At 43.6% G+C, this 17,549-nt stretch carries 13 protein-coding genes; 10 read left to right on the top strand and 3 right to left on the bottom strand.

The annotated features are described in order from the left end of the window. The first annotated feature begins 12 nt into the window (after positions 1-12). The 4 genes from H6550_02635 to katG all read left to right on the top strand — a co-directional run bounded on the left by H6550_02635 (position 13) and on the right by katG (position 6,565). Positions 13-2,148: a DUF2309 domain-containing protein gene (locus tag H6550_02635; GenBank protein MCB9045016.1), complete on the top strand. Its 2,136-nt coding sequence runs from the start codon at positions 13-15 to the stop codon at positions 2,146-2,148. A gap of 413 nt (positions 2,149-2,561) precedes the next feature. Then, positions 2,562-3,053 carry a hypothetical protein gene (locus H6550_02640; protein ID MCB9045017.1) on the top strand — a complete coding sequence of 164 codons (492 nt, stop codon included), beginning with the start codon at positions 2,562-2,564 and terminating at the stop codon, positions 3,051-3,053. Positions 3,054-3,127: 74 nt separating this feature from the next. Next, positions 3,128-3,532 (top strand): hypothetical protein, encoded by a 405-nt coding sequence (locus tag H6550_02645; GenBank protein ID MCB9045018.1) that lies wholly within the window; start codon positions 3,128-3,130, stop codon positions 3,530-3,532. Between the two features lie 843 nt (positions 3,533-4,375). Further along, entirely contained in the window at positions 4,376-6,565 is a 2,190-nt protein-coding gene (gene katG / locus H6550_02650; GenBank protein ID MCB9045019.1) for a catalase/peroxidase HPI, read from the top strand. 53 nt (positions 6,566-6,618) lie between these two features. Here katG and H6550_02655 read toward each other — a convergent pair whose 3' ends face one another. After that, complete coding sequence (locus H6550_02655) at positions 6,619-8,220, bottom strand: hypothetical protein (GenBank protein ID MCB9045020.1); 1,602 nt, start codon at positions 8,218-8,220, stop codon at positions 6,619-6,621. 171 nt (positions 8,221-8,391) lie between these two features. Between H6550_02655 and H6550_02660 the strand changes: the two genes are divergently transcribed. The 4 genes from H6550_02660 to H6550_02675 all read left to right on the top strand — a co-directional run bounded on the left by H6550_02660 (position 8,392) and on the right by H6550_02675 (position 12,919). Next, complete coding sequence (locus H6550_02660) at positions 8,392-9,495, top strand: hypothetical protein (GenBank protein ID MCB9045021.1); 1,104 nt, start codon at positions 8,392-8,394, stop codon at positions 9,493-9,495. 103 nt (positions 9,496-9,598) lie between these two features. Further along, positions 9,599-10,561, top strand: coding sequence for a hypothetical protein (locus tag H6550_02665; protein ID MCB9045022.1), 963 nt, complete (start codon positions 9,599-9,601; stop codon positions 10,559-10,561). A gap of 202 nt (positions 10,562-10,763) precedes the next feature. Continuing rightward, positions 10,764-12,005 carry an MBOAT family protein gene (locus tag H6550_02670; GenBank protein ID MCB9045023.1) on the top strand — a complete coding sequence of 414 codons (1,242 nt, stop codon included), beginning with the start codon at positions 10,764-10,766 and terminating at the stop codon, positions 12,003-12,005. Further along, positions 12,002-12,919: a hypothetical protein gene (locus H6550_02675; GenBank protein MCB9045024.1), complete on the top strand. Its 918-nt coding sequence runs from the start codon at positions 12,002-12,004 to the stop codon at positions 12,917-12,919. The genes H6550_02670 and H6550_02675 overlap by 4 nt, the downstream gene beginning before the upstream one ends. A gap of 1 nt (position 12,920) precedes the next feature. Here H6550_02675 and murA read toward each other — a convergent pair whose 3' ends face one another. Together murA and H6550_02685 are read right to left on the bottom strand one after the other, a co-directional pair. Beyond that, complete coding sequence (gene murA, locus H6550_02680; GenBank protein MCB9045025.1) at positions 12,921-14,231, bottom strand: UDP-N-acetylglucosamine 1-carboxyvinyltransferase; 1,311 nt, start codon at positions 14,229-14,231, stop codon at positions 12,921-12,923. Between the two features lie 14 nt (positions 14,232-14,245). Beyond that, the gene (locus tag H6550_02685) at positions 14,246-14,911 is read right to left on the bottom strand and encodes a DUF4290 domain-containing protein (GenBank protein MCB9045026.1); all 666 of its coding nucleotides are present in this window, start codon (positions 14,909-14,911) and stop codon (positions 14,246-14,248) included. A gap of 279 nt (positions 14,912-15,190) precedes the next feature. Here H6550_02685 and H6550_02690 point away from each other — a divergent pair, with 279 nt between their 5' ends. Both H6550_02690 and H6550_02695 read left to right on the top strand, forming a co-directional pair. Then, entirely contained in the window at positions 15,191-15,979 is a 789-nt protein-coding gene (locus tag H6550_02690) for an SDR family oxidoreductase (GenBank protein ID MCB9045027.1), read from the top strand. Positions 15,980-16,292: 313 nt separating this feature from the next. Further along, a complete protein-coding gene (locus tag H6550_02695) occupies positions 16,293-17,492 on the top strand; it encodes a c-type cytochrome (protein ID MCB9045028.1) in 1,200 nt (399 codons plus the stop codon). Positions 17,493-17,549 lie beyond the last annotated feature (57 nt).

Raw genomic sequence — 17,549 nt, forward strand, 5'->3', positions numbered from 1 at the left:
AGTTGGAAAAAGATCGCACCGTTCTGGCCGTTAAAAAATCTGATAGCAGTCAATCCGGCCGCCGGGTTCGAAGATCTGAAATTTGAAGATGGACTAAGGCAGGCGAACGTATATTTCCAGCAAAAGGAACTGCCGGTAGAGATGCAGCAGGTAAACCGGGAATCAATAAAATGGCTGCAGGCATTTTTTGACCAGGGACAGTCAACCATACATATGCCGCTGCGCAGCAGAGGCTTACTAAAAAGTGTATTATCGCTGATACGGTTCGACAAGCCTGTACACAAGAATCATAAGCAGAAAATACAATGGCTGGAAAATCTGCCGCAAAGCCCCGATGGTATAATTGCTGAGACACTCTCTCAACTGGGCATACAATCGCCCGACCAGGAACAGTTTTTGACACTGATGCTGACAACGTTACCCGGCTGGGCTGCTCATGTTCAATATCGTACAAATTGGGCGGATGCTCAGGATGCGGTGCACCCGCATCCTGTTACACAGGCAGAATACCTGGCACTAAGGTTGGTGCTGACCAGCCTGATCTGGCCCGGGGCAAAAGAGCTGCTCAGGTGGCACAGGCAAGCGCTGCAAAAAGCAGATACTACCCGCACATACAGCAGTATTTCAGGCAGTGAGATTACTTACCAACAAGGCCTGGTGCAACAGCTTAAGGCAGCACAAGCACCTCAAAACAGCACAAGGGCAGATGCGCAACTGGTATTTTGTATCGATGTGCGTTCAGAGCCTTTCAGGCGTGCCCTGGAGACTCAGGGGAACTATGAAACTTATGGATTTGCCGGGTTCTTCGGTGTCCCGGTCTCAATAGAGAATACAGTAACAGGAGAATCTTACGCATCCTGCCCCGTACTTCTGAAGCCAGCCTATCAGGTAAAAGAAACGCCGGACGTTTCTCATCAAACCTGCCGGGATGGACACGACAGGCTACAGGGGATCAGAAAACTATACCAATCGCTTAAGTACACTTTTACCACACCATTCAGCCTGGTTGAGGCCATGGGCCTGGCAAGCGGATTGTGGATGGGCGTCAGAAGCCTGTCACCGCAGGGCGCAGCATCACTGCGATCCGCTGTAAAAAGATCGATAGCCAAAGATTATACGGTTACTCCTGACATAACCGGCATACCGATCGGTCAGCAGGTGGCCTTCGGATCCGGAGCACTGAAAATGATGGGCCTGACAGAAAACTTTGCACCATTGGTTGTTTTATGCGGACATGGCAGCACAACTGAAAATAATGCTTATGCTACTGCGCTGGACTGCGGGGCATGCGGCGGCAGGCATGGTGCTCCCAATGCCCGCATACTTGCAACGATCCTGAATAATAGAGAGGTGCGGACTGAACTGAAAAAGCAGCAGATTGAAATACCCGGCGATACATTATTCCTGGCAGCAGAGCATAATACTACTACCGATGAAGTAGAAATATACAGCGGGCATACAGAAGGTGGTTTTGCATTGCAGGTGCAAAAACTCCGGAACGACCTTGAGCTGGCAAGGAATGAGAATAGTTGCCGGCGAAGTGCTGAATTAGGTGTCAAAACAAGTATTAAAGAGGCCGGAAAAGCAACAGCATTGCGCGCTAAAGATTGGGCCCAGGTTCGCCCGGAATGGGGGTTGGCCGGGAATGCGGCCTTCATTGTTGGGCCCAGGTGGCTGACAAGAGATGTCAACCTGGAAGGACGTTCTTTCCTGCACTCTTACGAATGGGAAAAAGATAATGACGGATCATCATTGACAACCATTCTAACAGCGCCAATGGTCGTAGCACAATGGATCAATGCCCAATACTTTTTCTCCACTCTGGACAATGTTGCCTTTGGTGGGGGTAGCAAGGTCACCAAGAATATTACAGGTAAGATCGGTATCATGCAGGGAAACGCCAGCGACCTGATGCACGGGCTGCCTCTACAGTCGGTATATAGATCTGATGATGAACCGTACCACCAACTCATGAGATTAACAGTGGTAGTGTATGCACCAAAAGAGAGGATTGAAAAGATAGTTCACCAGCACGCAGTTTTGCAAAAACTCTTTGGAAATGGCTGGGTACACATGATATGCTTTGACCCGCGTGAAAAAAAGCAGTTTCAACTGAACCTGGATCTGACATGGGCGCACTTCGGCTAAAAATATTAGGTGGTAAGGGCAGGTATATATTGTGTTATAACTACAGCACTTTTATCCGGATATCATACAGCTACGCATTAACATACCATTAAGTAATAATGTAACAAAAGTTGCAAACAGAGGTTGAACCCTGCAGTACTTTTGTATCGTTTTCATGGTGATAAGGTTTATAGGGGCTGAGTGTTTCTACACTCAGCTTTTTTATTTCTTCCCTTTCGGTGAGTATTGTTAATAACATAAGCTTTCCTTAGTTGCAACTAAGGACTTGCATCTACAAATATCAGGCTTAATAAAAATAGGCTTAAATTAGTTTTCAGATAATGGTCACAGACCGATAATTGAACAGAAGAAGTATTAAAGAAGACCTGCACCGGATGGGTGTACTCAATTATTAGAAACAGTAAATTGTCATTATGAAAATAATTAATTCATTACTGGTTGTATTGTTGTTGACTCTCTGTACTACTAATGTTACAGCACAATATGACTATGTAGAATTGTCCCTAAGAATTCAAAGGAACAGTAGAGATTTTAGTTATTATGAGTTGAATATGCATAAAACAGGTGAGGGGTATTATATAGATGTTAAACAAAAATCAGCTATACTTAATAATGAAATTGCAGATACGGTTCTGAAAATAGACAAAGATAAATTTGATAAGATCACACAACTTGCCTTATCTATTTCTTCAACAGATATATTAGAAGGTATGGACCCTTCGGATGTTACTATTTATGATGACGCTACAAATGCTGTACTAACTTTAAAAGTTGGCCAGGAAAAAGTCATTTATTCAATTTTAGCTCCAAAATTGCATACAAAGAATAGAAAACTCAAGAAGTTTGTACAAACATGTGAGGAGGTTTTAGTTGTCGCTAAAATAAACCCTAAAGATGCATTATAATCTTCCTTAGTTTGTAACCAGGAGCTTGCCTGGTATAGATATATTTATGCCATAAATTATTAAACAAAAAAATCATGGGATGTGTACTACGTATTATGGGTGAAAATTTCGATGTTGATGCTTTTGAGTTAAAAACAGGATTAGTGTTTGACAACAAGACACATAAGGGGGAACCAAGATTTAAAAATAAACCAGATGGACAAAAGTTTCCACATTCTGTTTTATCCGTTAAAGTAAGTGAGGCTGATTTCGATTCGAGAGACAAACAGATAAATGATGCAAAGAAATACATTGAAAGGCATTATGACAAATTATTATGCATCCGCAAGGAAAAAGAGATCCAACATGCTTTTTTAGATTTTGGATTTCGATTTGATCCTGAAGAGGCAATGTTGTTAGTGTACTTCCCATCTGATATAGTAAGCCTTGCGGGAGGCTTAGGCATAGGTATTCAAGCTACATTATATAATAAATTCTGATTACGTAAAACCCGGACTCTCCGTAGTGTTTCAAAAAATAATAAGCTGTTCTTAGTTGCAAACTAAGGGCTTGCTTGAAAATAAGTATTGCTAAACTATGGACATTCATATTCTTTGCATGGCAGCGCAGTAGTACTGTTGTCTCATCAGGGTAACACCCGAAACCATTGAAGCTTATGGTTTCGGACTCTTTTTCTTTGGTTCGTTTCTTTTGGAGGAGCAAAAGAAATGAACAGAAGATGAGATGAGTAATATTGAAGATTGAATCCATTTAGCTGACTAAAGTTATTGTTTTCACGGCTCTCCGAAGAGTTTAAATAATAATAAGCTGTCCTTAGTTTGCAACTAAGGACTTTTCTCTTAAATACAATTTGTTAAATTGGTTAATATAGCGTATATTTGCTATAATAGTTATACCCTGAAATTAACACCATATGAATGATCCATATTACCATCGGCTCGGGCAAGTCACCACCACCTACCTTGCCGGCCAACAATATTTAACATCATCCCGCCCCACAGGCGGGATTTTTTATTATTTGTTAAGTACGGCGCGCTTACCGTTTTACTTAACAATACTTAACAGTTTTCTGTGCAACAAGCTGTTTATCAGCTACATAGCTTATGTAGATATTAACTGTCAATTAAAAGAAAAACTGTTATTACTTAACAATTTGCCCCGTGTGCTTAACAATTTTCATTGCTCATGTCCTCGTATGATGTTGCAACAAATGATAACCCGCAGGCATGTAATTATAGATTTTAGTTATAGACTTGGTCGATATTTATCTATAATTTAGACAGAACACATTGTATTGATCATCTTTAAAAATAAGTAACAACATGGACTCAAAAAATCAGGAAAGTAAATGCCCCTTTCATAATGGCGCATTGAGGCAAAGTGCAGGAGGCGGCACGCAAAACCGCGATTGGTGGCCCAACCAGCTCAACCTGGGTATCCTTCGTCAGAACTCTTCTTTATCAGACCCTATGGATAAAGACTTTAATTATGCAGAAGAGTTCAAAAAACTGGACCTCGCCGCTGTTAAAAAAGATATCTATGACCTGATGACCAACTCGCAGGACTGGTGGCCTGCCGACTATGGTCACTACGGCCCGCTGTTCATACGTATGGCATGGCACAGCGCTGGCACCTACCGCATAGGCGATGGTCGTGGTGGTGCAGGTTCGGGTACGCAGCGTTTTGCCCCGCTCAACAGCTGGCCCGATAATGCGAATCTTGATAAGGCGCGCCTGCTGTTATGGCCTATCAAACAGAAATACGGTAACAAACTTTCCTGGGCCGACCTGATGATATTGGCAGGCAACTGCGCCCTTGAGTCTATGGGCTTTAAAACTTTTGGTTTCGGTGGTGGCCGCGAAGATGTGTGGGAGCCTGAGCAGGATATATACTGGGGCTCTGAAGGTGAGTGGCTGGGCGACAAACGTTACACCGGCGACCGTGAGCTGGAAAATCCGCTGGCTGCCGTGCAGATGGGTTTGATATATGTAAACCCCGAAGGTCCGAATGGAAATCCTGACCCGCTGGCTGCGGCTATCGACATCCGCGAGACCTTTAAGCGTATGGCGATGAATGATGAGGAAACCGTTGCACTGATAGCAGGCGGACACACCTTTGGTAAAACACACGGTGCGGCTGATGCGGGTAAGTATGTAGGTGCAGAGCCTGCAGCCGCTGGCATAGAAGAGCAGGGCCTGGGCTGGAGAAATACTTTTGGAACAGGTAATGGTGACGCAACCATCACCAGTGGCCTGGAAGGTGCATGGACCACCACGCCTACAAAATGGAGCAATAACTTTTTCGAGAACTTGTTTGGCTACGAGTGGGAACTGACCAAGAGCCCCGCAGGTGCACATCAGTGGACGGCAAAAGACGGAGCGGGTGCGGGACTGTTCCCCGATGCACACGACCCGAACAAAAAGCACGCTCCTTTCATGCTGACGACTGACCTGTCTTTGAGGTTCGACCCGATATACGAACCTATTTCAAGGCATTTTTACGAGAACCCTGATGAGTTTGCAGATGCTTTTGCCCGTGCATGGTACAAGCTCACGCACCGCGACATGGGACCGATAAGCCGCTACCTGGGGCCTGAAGTACCCAAAGAAGTATTGATATGGCAAGACCCGCTGCCTGCCAATAATAATGATAAGCTGACAGACAGTGATATAGCAGACCTGAAAGGGAAAATACTGGCTTCTGGTCTTTCTGTGTCAGAGTTGGTATCAACTGCTTGGGCTTCTGCCTCTACTTTCCGTGGCTCTGATATGCGTGGTGGTGCCAATGGTGCACGTATAAGGCTGGCACCGCAAAACAACTGGGAGGTGAACAATCCTGCACAGTTGAAGAAAGTACTGGCTGCATTAGAAGGCATTCAGAAAGACTACAGTAAAAAAGTATCCCTGGCCGACCTGATCGTATTGGCCGGATGTGCCGGTATCGAAAAAGCAGCAAAGGATGCGGGACATAATGTATCAGTTCCGTTCACGCCGGGTCGTGTAGATGCGTCGCAGGAAGAAACGGATGTAGAGAGCTTTGAATACCTGGAACCTGCTGCAGATGCTTTCCGCAACTACTTCAACCCGAAACATAACACTACGCAGGAAGAAATGCTGGTAGACCGTGCACAACTGCTGACGCTGACCGTGCCGGAAATGACCGTGCTGCTGGGTGGTATGCGTGTGCTCAATACAAACTACGATGGATCTAAACATGGTGTGTTCACGAGCAAGCCGGGTACATTGAGCAACGATTTCTTCGTGAACCTGCTGGACCTAGGTACTACCTGGAAAGCCACTTCAGACGCGCAGGATGTGTTTGAAGGCCGCGACCGTAAAACAGGTGCTGTAAAATGGACAGCTACCCGTGCAGATTTGATATTCGGTTCTAACTCAGAACTTCGTGCTTTGGCCGAAGTATATGGCTGCTCTGACGCACAGGAGAAATTCCTGAAAGACTTCGTAGCTGCATGGAATAAAGTAATGAACCTGGATCGTTTCGATCTGGCTTAACAAATAAAAACAGCCACTCAAATAGAGTGGCTGTTTTATCTATGTTTGTTTTGCTATTGTTTGCTTATTGTTTTGGTGATGTAATACACATCGTCAAAAACCATGGTCAGGGTCATTGTTTGCGGAGGGATGTTCTCCTCCATATCTATGGTATAACGGTTCCCCGACAAGTCGCCGGATTTGAACATGCCCAGTTGTAATATTTTACCGTCAATGGAAGTGAGGTAATAATAAGCATGGCCGAATTTTGTGCCGGATAACTTAAGGTTGATCTTTCCGTTAACCGGGTTGGGAAATACTTCTAAGCTATGCGGGTTGCTCCCGTTGATGGTAGTAACGTTGGTAGCGGTGTCTTTTATCAGCCTTACTTCGTATACTGAATTGTCTGCGCTGGTGGTGCTGGTCTGGTTAGAGCCGAATGGGTTGATAGAAGGGCTTAATATCCCGCCCAGTATATGCCCTATCAGTATGGTATCTGTGCTGAACTTGTGCATCTTGATAATATCAGAGGGGTAACTCGCAATATTTTCATTGGGAATGAATTCAGCACTTGCGCCTTGCAGGGCAGGCATTTCGACTGGCAGTTGGTATTCGGTAAGTGTTCCGTTGGAGGAACGTGTCACCCTGCTGATGGTTTTGACAAATGGTACATTGTCGTCTTTCACTTTGGTGCCATTCTGGTAGTAATACTGGCTCATGCCGCCAAAGAATAAAGAATGCATCGTGTTGGACGTACTGTCATATAATGCTGCGTTGGCGGAGTGATAGTTGCTCAGGTATTGGTTGAAGGTAGTGACAGGTGTATGCCCGCTCGCTTTTATGTCAACGGGATATAAAAATGGCAGGTCTGCACTCAACTGGAATACGCCTGATGAAATAGTATATCCTTCGGTGCCATCGGGGAATATCTGTGGCAGCAGGTTGTAATCCCTTCTTCTTAAATGTACCGGGTCTGTAAATACTGAATAGTCTGAAAAGCTTAGTTGCGAGCCACTGTTATCTATTTTGAATTTACGCACCTGGTTGGTGTATGCCTGTGTGTAGGTGGGGTTGCCCATCGGGTTATATCGCCCGGTAAATTTCTGCCCGCCCACTAAGTAAAACGTGTCTCCTATCCTGCCCAGGTGCCCGCCTGTAACGGCAAAGGCAGTGTCGGATATCTGTTTGAAGTAGGAAGTGAAAGAGCTGTTGTTAATGATAGCCTGTATTGTGGAGGATACCTGTATGGTAGCCATGTTCGGGAAAGTAATATGATTGGTAGCCGAACCGGAATATGCATAACCGCCAATAATGTACAAGGTATCTTGCAACTGGTAAAAACTCATATTGGTAGACTGCAACTGCTCCGCCAGACCTGTTGGCAGGCTACTGAGTGGAGAATACCAGACCTGTTTGGCGGCTACATCTACGACGTAAATGTCTGTGTTGTTTTGAGCCTGCGGGAATGAACTGTTCGGTTGTCGGGCGTGGAGTCCATCTTTTCTACCGCCAATGATCAGCCACTTGCCATTATCCTGCCCGAATGCATAGGATTGAAGTCCGGGCAGGCCGGGTATGGATACTGAAGTAAGCTCAACTTTATACTTGAAATCCTGCGCATGCAGCGGATTGAATGCCAGTAGCGTACAAAAGAAAAGGAATATACGATTCGTCATCAATAGGAATTTGTGGTGAAGATAGATACCGGGATATATCAAAAAGGTGACTAATGTTACAATTCGGCGAATTCCGTTTTGTGTCATTTATCCGGAGTACTGGGAAATGGATCGGAATGGCCGTGTTTTGGTTATCAAATACATAACTATATATTAGCACGTAGGAACCAAATGCGTAACACTGAAGTGAGGCTGAAGAAGCTTGATATAGTTTTTGTATTGATACTATTAGGGTCAGTTATTTATAATGTTCGTCCCGACTACGACGGCTTTGACCTGGTGTGCTATATGGGCATTACTTTAGAATTTACAAACAGCGACCTGAATGAAGTTCATAAGGAAGTTTATCGGGAACTGAAGAGAGCTGCTCCGGAAAATATCTACAATAAATATACTGATGGTAACCACTGGTATAGTGAGTACTACAGGGACATAGACAAATATAGAAATGTGTTGAATTATCACAGAGCAAAGCCATTATATAATCTTATGGTTTTTCTCCTGTATAGTTTCGGTGTTTCGCTCGCATTTGCAACTATCATCCCCGGCGTAATTGGTATGTGTATCTTGATGTTGATCTTGCTTGCCTGGTTAAGCGAATATGTGAAAAGACCGGCATTATACCTGTTGATAGGGGTAATATCGCTATTGCCTGTTAATTCTTATCTGTCCTACCAATCTCCAATAGACGGTCTGTCGAATATGCTGGTATTGGCAGTATTGTATTTAATAGCGCATGGGGGCAAAAGTAGTTGGGTGATTATCATGCTGGCATTAGCGACCTTATGTAGAGTAGATAATTTCATATTGTCCTGTGCAATATTATACTATCGCTTCTTCTATGGCAAAAACCTTCTTTATGTATTCGTCCTTTTTACAGGTCTGGCAATATTTGCGCTGTTGATGGTGCCGGTCGTATTTGGGAATACTCCCGGTTGGCTGTTGCAATTCAATTTCCTGCATTCGTTTTCTGATTATTGTAAGCATTTTGTTGTATTATTTACTCATCAGCTCAGAGCCCCGTATTTTGTTTTCAATTTGCTTTTGTGGCTGCTGCTGCATAGATATGGAGATAGTCATAGCAAGTTGATGCTGAGGATTATTGGTTTGACGTTTCTTGGGCATCTGGTGCTGTTTCCTTCGGTAGAAGAAAGATTTTGGGTAGCATACAACTATGCAATATTCTTGATGTTTGTGCGCTTCCTCGCAACCACCGTTCAAACCAGGTGGCTTATTATTCCCGGTGCAAATAACTCCATCCAGAATTCAGTATGAAAAGGGCTCACTATATATTCGATATAATGATAGTCCTTTTCGGGCTGTTTTACGTTTTGGGCATAAACAGCTCGACAAAAAAGGCTGGGATATAATACCCTATATGGGCATTGTTGAGAGGTCCTTTGAGCCTGATATAAAAAAAGTACACTCTACAGTGTATGCTGAACTTAAAGCATTGGTATCGAAAGATGACTTTCATTACCTCACCTACGAAAGCTGTCACAGGTGTTATGCCGCCTACACTGATGTAAGGAGTTTTGAAAAGATGCTTAATAATTATCGCACCAGGTCGTTGAGTATATGGGTTTCCAGAGTATTCCGAAAGGCAGGATGTTCTCTTCCCTTCTCTGCAGAAGCACCTTCATACATCTCGGTTTTTCTCATCGTGTTGATATTGTATAGATGGTTATGTGGTTGTTACGAAAGATATATTGCATTTGCAGGCGCAGCAGCAATCATGCTTTTACCTGGCTTTAGCATAATACAAAACAGTGCTGATCCTGGTGCTTTGTCAACGATGTTGACTTTACTTAGCCTGTATCTGTTGGCAAATAGAAAGCCTGTCTACATAATAGCCATTGCAATGTTGTTGTCTGTTTTTGCACGAGTAGACAATATTGTTTTAGTGGCTTCGTATATTGCTATTGAATATTTCCCACGTGCTAAATATGTTATCATCCTGGCTGTAGCCGGAGCAGTTGCATCCTCGATTGCGGTCCACTTCAATATGCTGAGATCTTTCCCTATACCTGGGGGCTTGAGCATATATCTGGAGAATATTACCAACCCTACACAATGGCAACATATTTACGAGGCGTTTATGCGCGAAGGGTACTATTATTTCCTTTTTTCGTCACTATTGCTTTTGCTTTTTGCCCCGCAACAATTAAAGCATATTATACGGATTGTAATAATGGCTGCCACACTCCACTTGCTATTGTTCCCAGTCCTGGAGCCACGTTTTTTTACAGCTTTTAACACTGTTGCAATTGTTTTGCTGGCAATTTTCCTCAATACATTGAAAAGCGAAATGGCTGAGAATATGCCTATAGCTTGCAGATAATTAGATTTGCAATTATATATTTATATCTGTGTTATTCAATTCATTTGAATTTTTCCTGTTTTTGCCGATAATTTTCGGACTGTATTGGTCTGTGTTCAGCAGATCGGTACAATCACAAAATTGGCTGTTGAGCATTGCCAGTTATATATTTTGCGGTTGGGTTGATTACAGATTTGTATTGATATTGTTTGGGAGTACTATCGTGAACTACAGTTTTGGCAAACTGGTAACGCACGGTTTTAAGAACAGGACCTTGTACTTATGGATAAGCTTACTTCTAAATGTTGGTGTTTGGGTGATTTTCAGGTACAATAATGTTTTCGGAATTACAATTCACAATGATATTGCTGTCAATAAATTGCTTTCAGACATTGTTTTGCCTGTAGGATTCTCATTCTATATGTTGATGCATATGTCTTATGTATGGGATGTCTATCGGGGCAAAGAAAAAGCATCGAGTCTTGTTGACTATGCATTATATGCAGGCTTTTTCCCGTTACAATTGGCTGGACCTGTGGAAAGGGCTGGGCATATGCTTCCGCAAATACGTAGGAAACGGTTTTTTGCATATGCACAGGCTGTAGCAGGGGGCAGGCTCATTATATGGGGTATGTTCAAAAAAGTGGTGATAGCAGACAGTATTGCAGGGATTATAGATGTGATATTCAATGCTCCCGGAAGCTATGGTGCATTTTCATTAATAGTTGCAGCTATTGGTTTCTCTTTTTGGTTGTATGGTAGTTTCAGTGGGTATGCCGATATTGCACTAGGCATTGCAAAGCTTTTTGGTTTTGACATAAGCGTAAATTTCTACTACCCTTTTTTTGCAAAAGATCCGATAACTTTTTGGCAAAGGTGGTTCCGCACGTTCTCATACTGGCTAAAGGATTATGTTTATCTACCGTTAGGAGGCTCAAAAAGAGGGGTGACGTGCACCTCTATAAATATAGCACTCGTGTTCATGGCTGGTGGATTGTGGTATGGTGCCAACTTAAGCATAATGACCGGTGCGCTTATTGAAGCATTCGGAGTAGTAGTGTTTATGTTATTGCAGCTGAGATGGGGTAATGTGTTTTCCACAGGTGTCATGAGATATTTGTCGGGGCTAATTACATTTAGTTGGATTACATTCGGTTGGATATTTTTGAGGTATTCTGATCTGTCAGCGTCACTAAAGTACATCAAAAGGATTATTACCAACTCTATTGATTTCCCAGCACAATATTTGTCGTTGCCTTATGGTGCTACAATCCTCAATTATATTATTCCGTTGATATTGGCAGAATGGTGGATGAGCAGATCCGGGCAGGTAGTCAGGATGCCTCGTAACAAATTGATAAGGTATATCATGTATTATATATTAGTGGTTGCGTGTTATTTTCTGTTTGATCAGAATGATAACTATTTCGTTTACACAGTCTTCAAAATACCCGGCAGCCTGTGACAAAGTTTCTGGCAAATACCGCTTTATTTCTGACGATAATTTTCTTACCATTCCTTGTTATCGAAGGGATAGTTACGTACAAACTCCGTAATAACTTTGTTGTTACGTTGCATAGCGATTGGCATACTCTTGAAGGGCATAATTCTGATGTATTATTTATCGGCAATAGTAGAGTATGGACACATATAGACCCTGTAGCTGTTGGATACCACATAGGTGCAAATTGCGAGGACCTTGCCCAGGACGGGCAGAGTGTTAACATGTTATGGTGGAAATTTAAGGAGTACACTAAACACAATAAAAAGCCTAAGGAAATCTATGTGCAGGCCGATCCTGCATTTTTAAGGATCTGTTCAGAATTATACCGTCCACACAGGTTCAGGTCTTATATGTTTATGGACAGGTATGATATAGGCCCACTGAAACAACTTAAAGGTTACAAGCCCTACTACAAATACATGCCGATGTTAGCTATAGGTAAACAATCGGTCCAGTTTATCACAAACAGAACAGACAATATTATTGGGCTGGATACTTCGAAGGGTTTTGCCGCCCATGGGGGTATGTGGGTTGAGGGAGGAGATACCTGGTCGCGACCGGGAGATCTGCGATTTGTAAATGATGGTAGTATCGATTACCTGGATTCATTTAAAAATTATGCGGAACAACAAGGCATTAAATGCTATTTCATATTTACGCCGGTCAGCTATCCAACCTATAGCCAAATGAGCAATAGTATGGAGTATAAACAAGTGTTAAGCGAGCATGGCATAAATGTTGTTGATTTTAACGACGCCAGATACGATGACTCGACACTTTTCAGTAATCATATGCACCTGAATGCAAAAGGTGTAAATGTTTTTATGCAGCAACTGCTGAGCGATACCACATTGTTTCGAACATTCAGGAAGTAATTTACCCGTCTATCCTTCTTATATCGGCCCCGAGTGCGTTCAGTCGTTCGTCTATGCGTTCGTAACCACGGTCTATTTGGTTGATGTTGTGGATGGTGCTTTTGCCATTGGCAGATAAAGCAGCTATCAGCAGTGCCACCCCTGCGCGTATATCCGGGCTGGTCATTGTAATGCCGCGTAGCGGAACCTGCCTGTCCAGGCCAATGACCACTGCACGGTGCGGATCGCAGAGTACTATCTGGGCACCCATTTCTATCAGCTTATCTACAAAGAACAAACGGCTCTCAAACATCTTCTGGTGTATCAGTGCCGTGCCTTTTGCCTGTGTAGCCACCACCAGCACTATGCTTAACAGGTCGGGTGTGAAACCCGGCCATGGATGGTCGGACACGGTCAGTATCGACCCGTCGATAAACTTCTGTATACGATAATGCTCTTGTGCCGGTATATGTATGTCATCACCGTTGATGTTCATCTGTATGCCCAGCCTGCTGAATGTTTCAGGAATAATGCCGAGGTGTTCTATGTCAGCATTTTTGATGGTCAGGTCGCTTTGTGTCATAGCTGCCAGGCCAATGAATGATCCTACCTCTATCATGTCTGCCAGCATGCGGTGTTCGCAGCCTGAAAGTTTTTCTACTCCTTCTATTATAAGCTTGTTGGAAGCGATACCGCTTACTTTAGCGCCCATGCGGTTGAGCATATGGCAAAGCTGCTGTACATAAGGTTCGCATGCGGCATTGTAGATGGTGGTAGTGCCTTCGGTAAGCACTGCCGCCATAATGATATTAGCCGTACCTGTAACCGAGGGCTCTTCCATAAGTATGGTAGCGCCTTTCATGTTGCTACCATCCAGCGTGAACAGGCTTTCTTCACTGTTGTAGTCAAAGTGAACACCTAGCTTTTCAAAGCCGCGTATGTGTGTATCCAGCCTGCGGCGGCCTATCTTATCACCGCCTGGTTGAGGTATATGTGCTACTTTGTACCGCGCCAGCATAGGTCCTGCCAGCATTACAGCGCCGCGTAGTTTGGCCGATTTTTTTTTGAATGCGGGATCCACGAAGAATGAGTCATTTACATCCGTTGCCTGTAGCACTACCGTGTTGGCGCCTTTGCGTGTAACAGATACACCCATATCACCCAGTACATCTATCAGTGTATTTACATCCAGTATGTCTGGCACATTTGTAAATGTTACCTGTTGGTCAGTAAGCAATGCAGCACAAAGCACTTGTAACGCTTCGTTTTTAGCACCTTGTGCTGTTATTTCTCCATTCAGTGGTTTGCCACCCCGTATTTCAAAAGCATTCATGATACCGGAGTTTATTATTTGTTACGATTCTTAAAGTTCCTGTTATTGTTGTTACGGCCTTTATTATTGCGGTTGCCGCCCTTACGATTGTTATTGTTGCGTCCTTTGCCATTATTATTGCCACCAAAGTTTTGGCGGTTATCAAAGTACACCCTGTAGCCACCCTGCTCATAATTAAGCTTACCACCTGTAAGTACGGATAGCTCGTTGCGTATCATATCATCATGTACGGGCTCGCGGTGCCAGTTGATATAGGCCAGCTTCATGTAATAACCAATAAGCTGGGTAAGGCTCTGACGTTTTTCTTCGTCTGTTTCTGCCATGGCTTTTTGTATTACAGCATCCAGGTTCTTACCGAAGTGCCTTACTGATATCTTTGTTTGAGGATAAGGTACCGGGTCAGGCTTTTTGAACATCTCCTCGGCCGTTGGTGGCGGGTAAGGGCAGTCAACATCCAGTTTGAAATCAGACATCAGGTACAGGTGGTCCCACAGTTTGTGTTTATAGTCTTCCATCACCTTAAGCCCGGGGTTGAGGGTGCTCATCAGTTCTATCAGCATTTCCGCGTACCGGGTACGGTTCTCTTTGTCTTTAATGGTCAGCATATAGTCTACCATTTTCTGCACATTTCTTCCGTATTCAGACATCAGCAATTTGCTGCGCGTAGTATTATATTCCATTGTTTAAGTAAAAATTCAAAAAATTAATAAAAGCTACGCATATCGAGCGTAGTAATTGTAAAAGCGTAATGATTGAATGTATTTGCAAGTTTTGCCCTGAAAAAGGAGGGATGGACAATATTGCGGGGGTACGCTTGTGCAAATATAGGAAAATTTCAAAAGCCTGAGTTGGTTGGTGTGTGTTGAAATATGAGCGGGTAAAATTTATATATTACCAGAGAAATTTAACCCCTTTCAAAACCGATATCCAATTATTACCTTAGCAGCTTAGTAAGAATCATGTTATTATTAGATCTGGCAGGGAAAAACGCATTGGTGGCGGGTAGTACGCAGGGCATTGGCTTTGCTGCTGCATCTGAACTGGCCGAACTGGGTGCTAACTGCACGCTTATTTCCCGAAATGAGGAGTCTCTTAAAACAGCTGTAAGCAAGCTGGACAGTACAAAAGGGCAAAAACACAGCTACCTGGTGGCAGATTTCAGTCACCCGGAGCAGGTACGGGAAACGGTGAATGCCTTTGTGCAGGAAAATACGATACACATTTTAGTAAATAACAGTGGTGGCCCGCCGGCCGGACTGGCTTCCGACTCTACGGTAGCACAGTTTGAGGCTGCTTTTCAGCAGCATTTAGTGTGCAACCATATATTAGCTACAGCCTGTATGGTGGGTATGAAGGCAGCCGGCTACGGTCGTATCATTAATATTATCTCTACCTCGGTAAAAATACCATTGAAGGGGCTGGGGGTATCCAATACCATACGCGGGGCTGTCGCGTCATGGGCCAAAACCATGGCCAATGAGCTGGGTAAATACGGTATTACCGTAAATAATGTGTTGCCCGGTGCTACAGGTACAGCAAGACTGGAATCTATAATCAATAATAAATCGGCCAAAACAGGTACTGGTAAGGAAGAGGTAGAAAAAGAGATGCTGGAGGAGATACCTGCCGGGCGTTTTGGCAAACCCGGGGAGATAGCCGCGATGGTGGCATTTCTTGCTACGCCTGCAGCGGCTTATGTAAACGGTACCAGCATACCTGTGGACGGCGGCAGAACGGGTTCTATATAATTATAGAAACATTTGATATACAGAGTGGCAATATTTTGTCATTGTTAATAAAAAATATATTAATGCGAGGTGCGGTTTTCAGGTGACAAAAAAGTGACAATGACACATTGTCACAATTAAAATATCGGCTGAAAGCCTTGCCAGTATTGACAAACATTTTTTAACAAATGTGTATAAACTTTGGGCAGAGTGTTGTAGTTTTGCCTCACTTTATCAAAAAGGAACGTTAATTTTCAAATTTATCTACGTGTCAGAATCAATTAAGCCGTTGTTCCGGAAAATTGCTACCAGCACTTTCGCTATAATAATCGCAATTTTTGCTTGTGTAAGCTCAGCCTACGCGCAGCCGGATGGTAAAGCATTGTTTCAATCCAATTGTGCCAGTTGCCACAACCCCTATAAGGACGCTACCGGTCCTGCGCTGAATGGCGTGGATAGCCGTGTGCCCAGCAAGGAGTGGTTATACGATTGGGTACATAACTCAGCTTCAGTAATAGCCAGTGGTGACAAGTATGCCAATGACCTGTATAAGAAATGGGGCATGACGGCTATGACGGGTTTCCCAGGCCTGAGCGAAGAGGAGATTGACGCGATAGTTACTTATGTAAATCTGCCTCCTCCTGCAGCACCTGTTGCTGGTCCAACAACATCAGGTGAGCCTGCAAAGGACAACAGCTGGTTGTATTCAGTTGTTACCATTGTATTATTACTGTTCACGCTGATACTGTGGAGGATCAACCATGCATTACGCAGGGTAGCTTTCGAAAAGCAAGGCATTCCTAATCAGAAGGAGATACCGATGTATCGCAACAAGGTATTCATCGCTATCGCAGTGGTATTGTTATTTATAGGTGCCGGTTACTGGGTGGTAAATGGCTCTGTGAATGCGGGCCGCCAGCAGAACTACATGCCTGAGCAACCAATATTCTACTCTCACAAAGTACACGCAGGTGTAAACCAGATCAACTGTTTATACTGCCACGCGGGTGCTGAAAAGAGTAAGCACGCTATGGTGCCCTCTCCGAACATTTGTATGAACTGTCACAAGTCTATCAGTGAGTATACAGGTGATCCGCTGCACACATACGAAGGTAAAGAGATAGACGGTACCGCAGAGATACACAAGCTGTATGAATATGCTGGTTGGAACCTGGAGAAAAAAGACTACAACCGCGACACGGATGGCAATATCCTTGCTAAACCTATTGAGTGGGTTAAGATACACAACCTGCCTGACCACGTTTACTTTAACCACTCACAGCACGTGAAAGTTGGTAAAGTAGCTTGTCAGCGTTGCCATGGTGGTATCCAGACCATGGATGAGGTTTACCAGTTCGCGCCACTGTCTATGGGCTGGTGTGTCAACTGTCACCGCGAAACAGAAGTACAATTCGCTGATAACAATTACTATAGCATATTTGAAAAATACCACGAAGAGATCAAAGCAGGCAAGCGTTCAGGCGTTACTGTAGAAGATATTGGTGGTACTGAATGTCAGAAATGCCACTATTAATTGTAGTTTGATTATAATATAAAAATTATTCGGAACCATTAATTAGACCGAATCGAG

The organism is Chitinophagales bacterium (assembly GCA_020636495.1).
GTDB lineage: Bacteria > Bacteroidota > Bacteroidia > Chitinophagales > Chitinophagaceae > UBA5543.

What these genes read in the sequence shown, in the direction of transcription:
- H6550_02640 (MCB9045017.1), top strand. Translation starts at nt 2,562, where the DNA reads ATGAAAATAATTAATTCATTACTGGTTGTATTGTTGTTGACTCTCTGT.
- H6550_02645 (MCB9045018.1), top strand. Translation starts at nt 3,128, where the DNA reads ATGGGATGTGTACTACGTATTATGGGTGAAAATTTCGATGTTGATGCT.
- katG (MCB9045019.1), top strand. Translation starts at nt 4,376, where the DNA reads ATGGACTCAAAAAATCAGGAAAGTAAATGCCCCTTTCATAATGGCGCA.
- H6550_02655 (MCB9045020.1), bottom strand. Translation starts at nt 8,220, where the DNA reads ATGACGAATCGTATATTCCTTTTCTTTTGTACGCTACTGGCATTCAAT.
- H6550_02660 (MCB9045021.1), top strand. Translation starts at nt 8,392, where the DNA reads ATGCGTAACACTGAAGTGAGGCTGAAGAAGCTTGATATAGTTTTTGTA.
- H6550_02665 (MCB9045022.1), top strand. Translation starts at nt 9,599, where the DNA reads ATGGGCATTGTTGAGAGGTCCTTTGAGCCTGATATAAAAAAAGTACAC.
- murA (MCB9045025.1), bottom strand. Translation starts at nt 14,231, where the DNA reads ATGAATGCTTTTGAAATACGGGGTGGCAAACCACTGAATGGAGAAATA.
- H6550_02685 (MCB9045026.1), bottom strand. Translation starts at nt 14,911, where the DNA reads ATGGAATATAATACTACGCGCAGCAAATTGCTGATGTCTGAATACGGA.
- H6550_02690 (MCB9045027.1), top strand. Translation starts at nt 15,191, where the DNA reads ATGTTATTATTAGATCTGGCAGGGAAAAACGCATTGGTGGCGGGTAGT.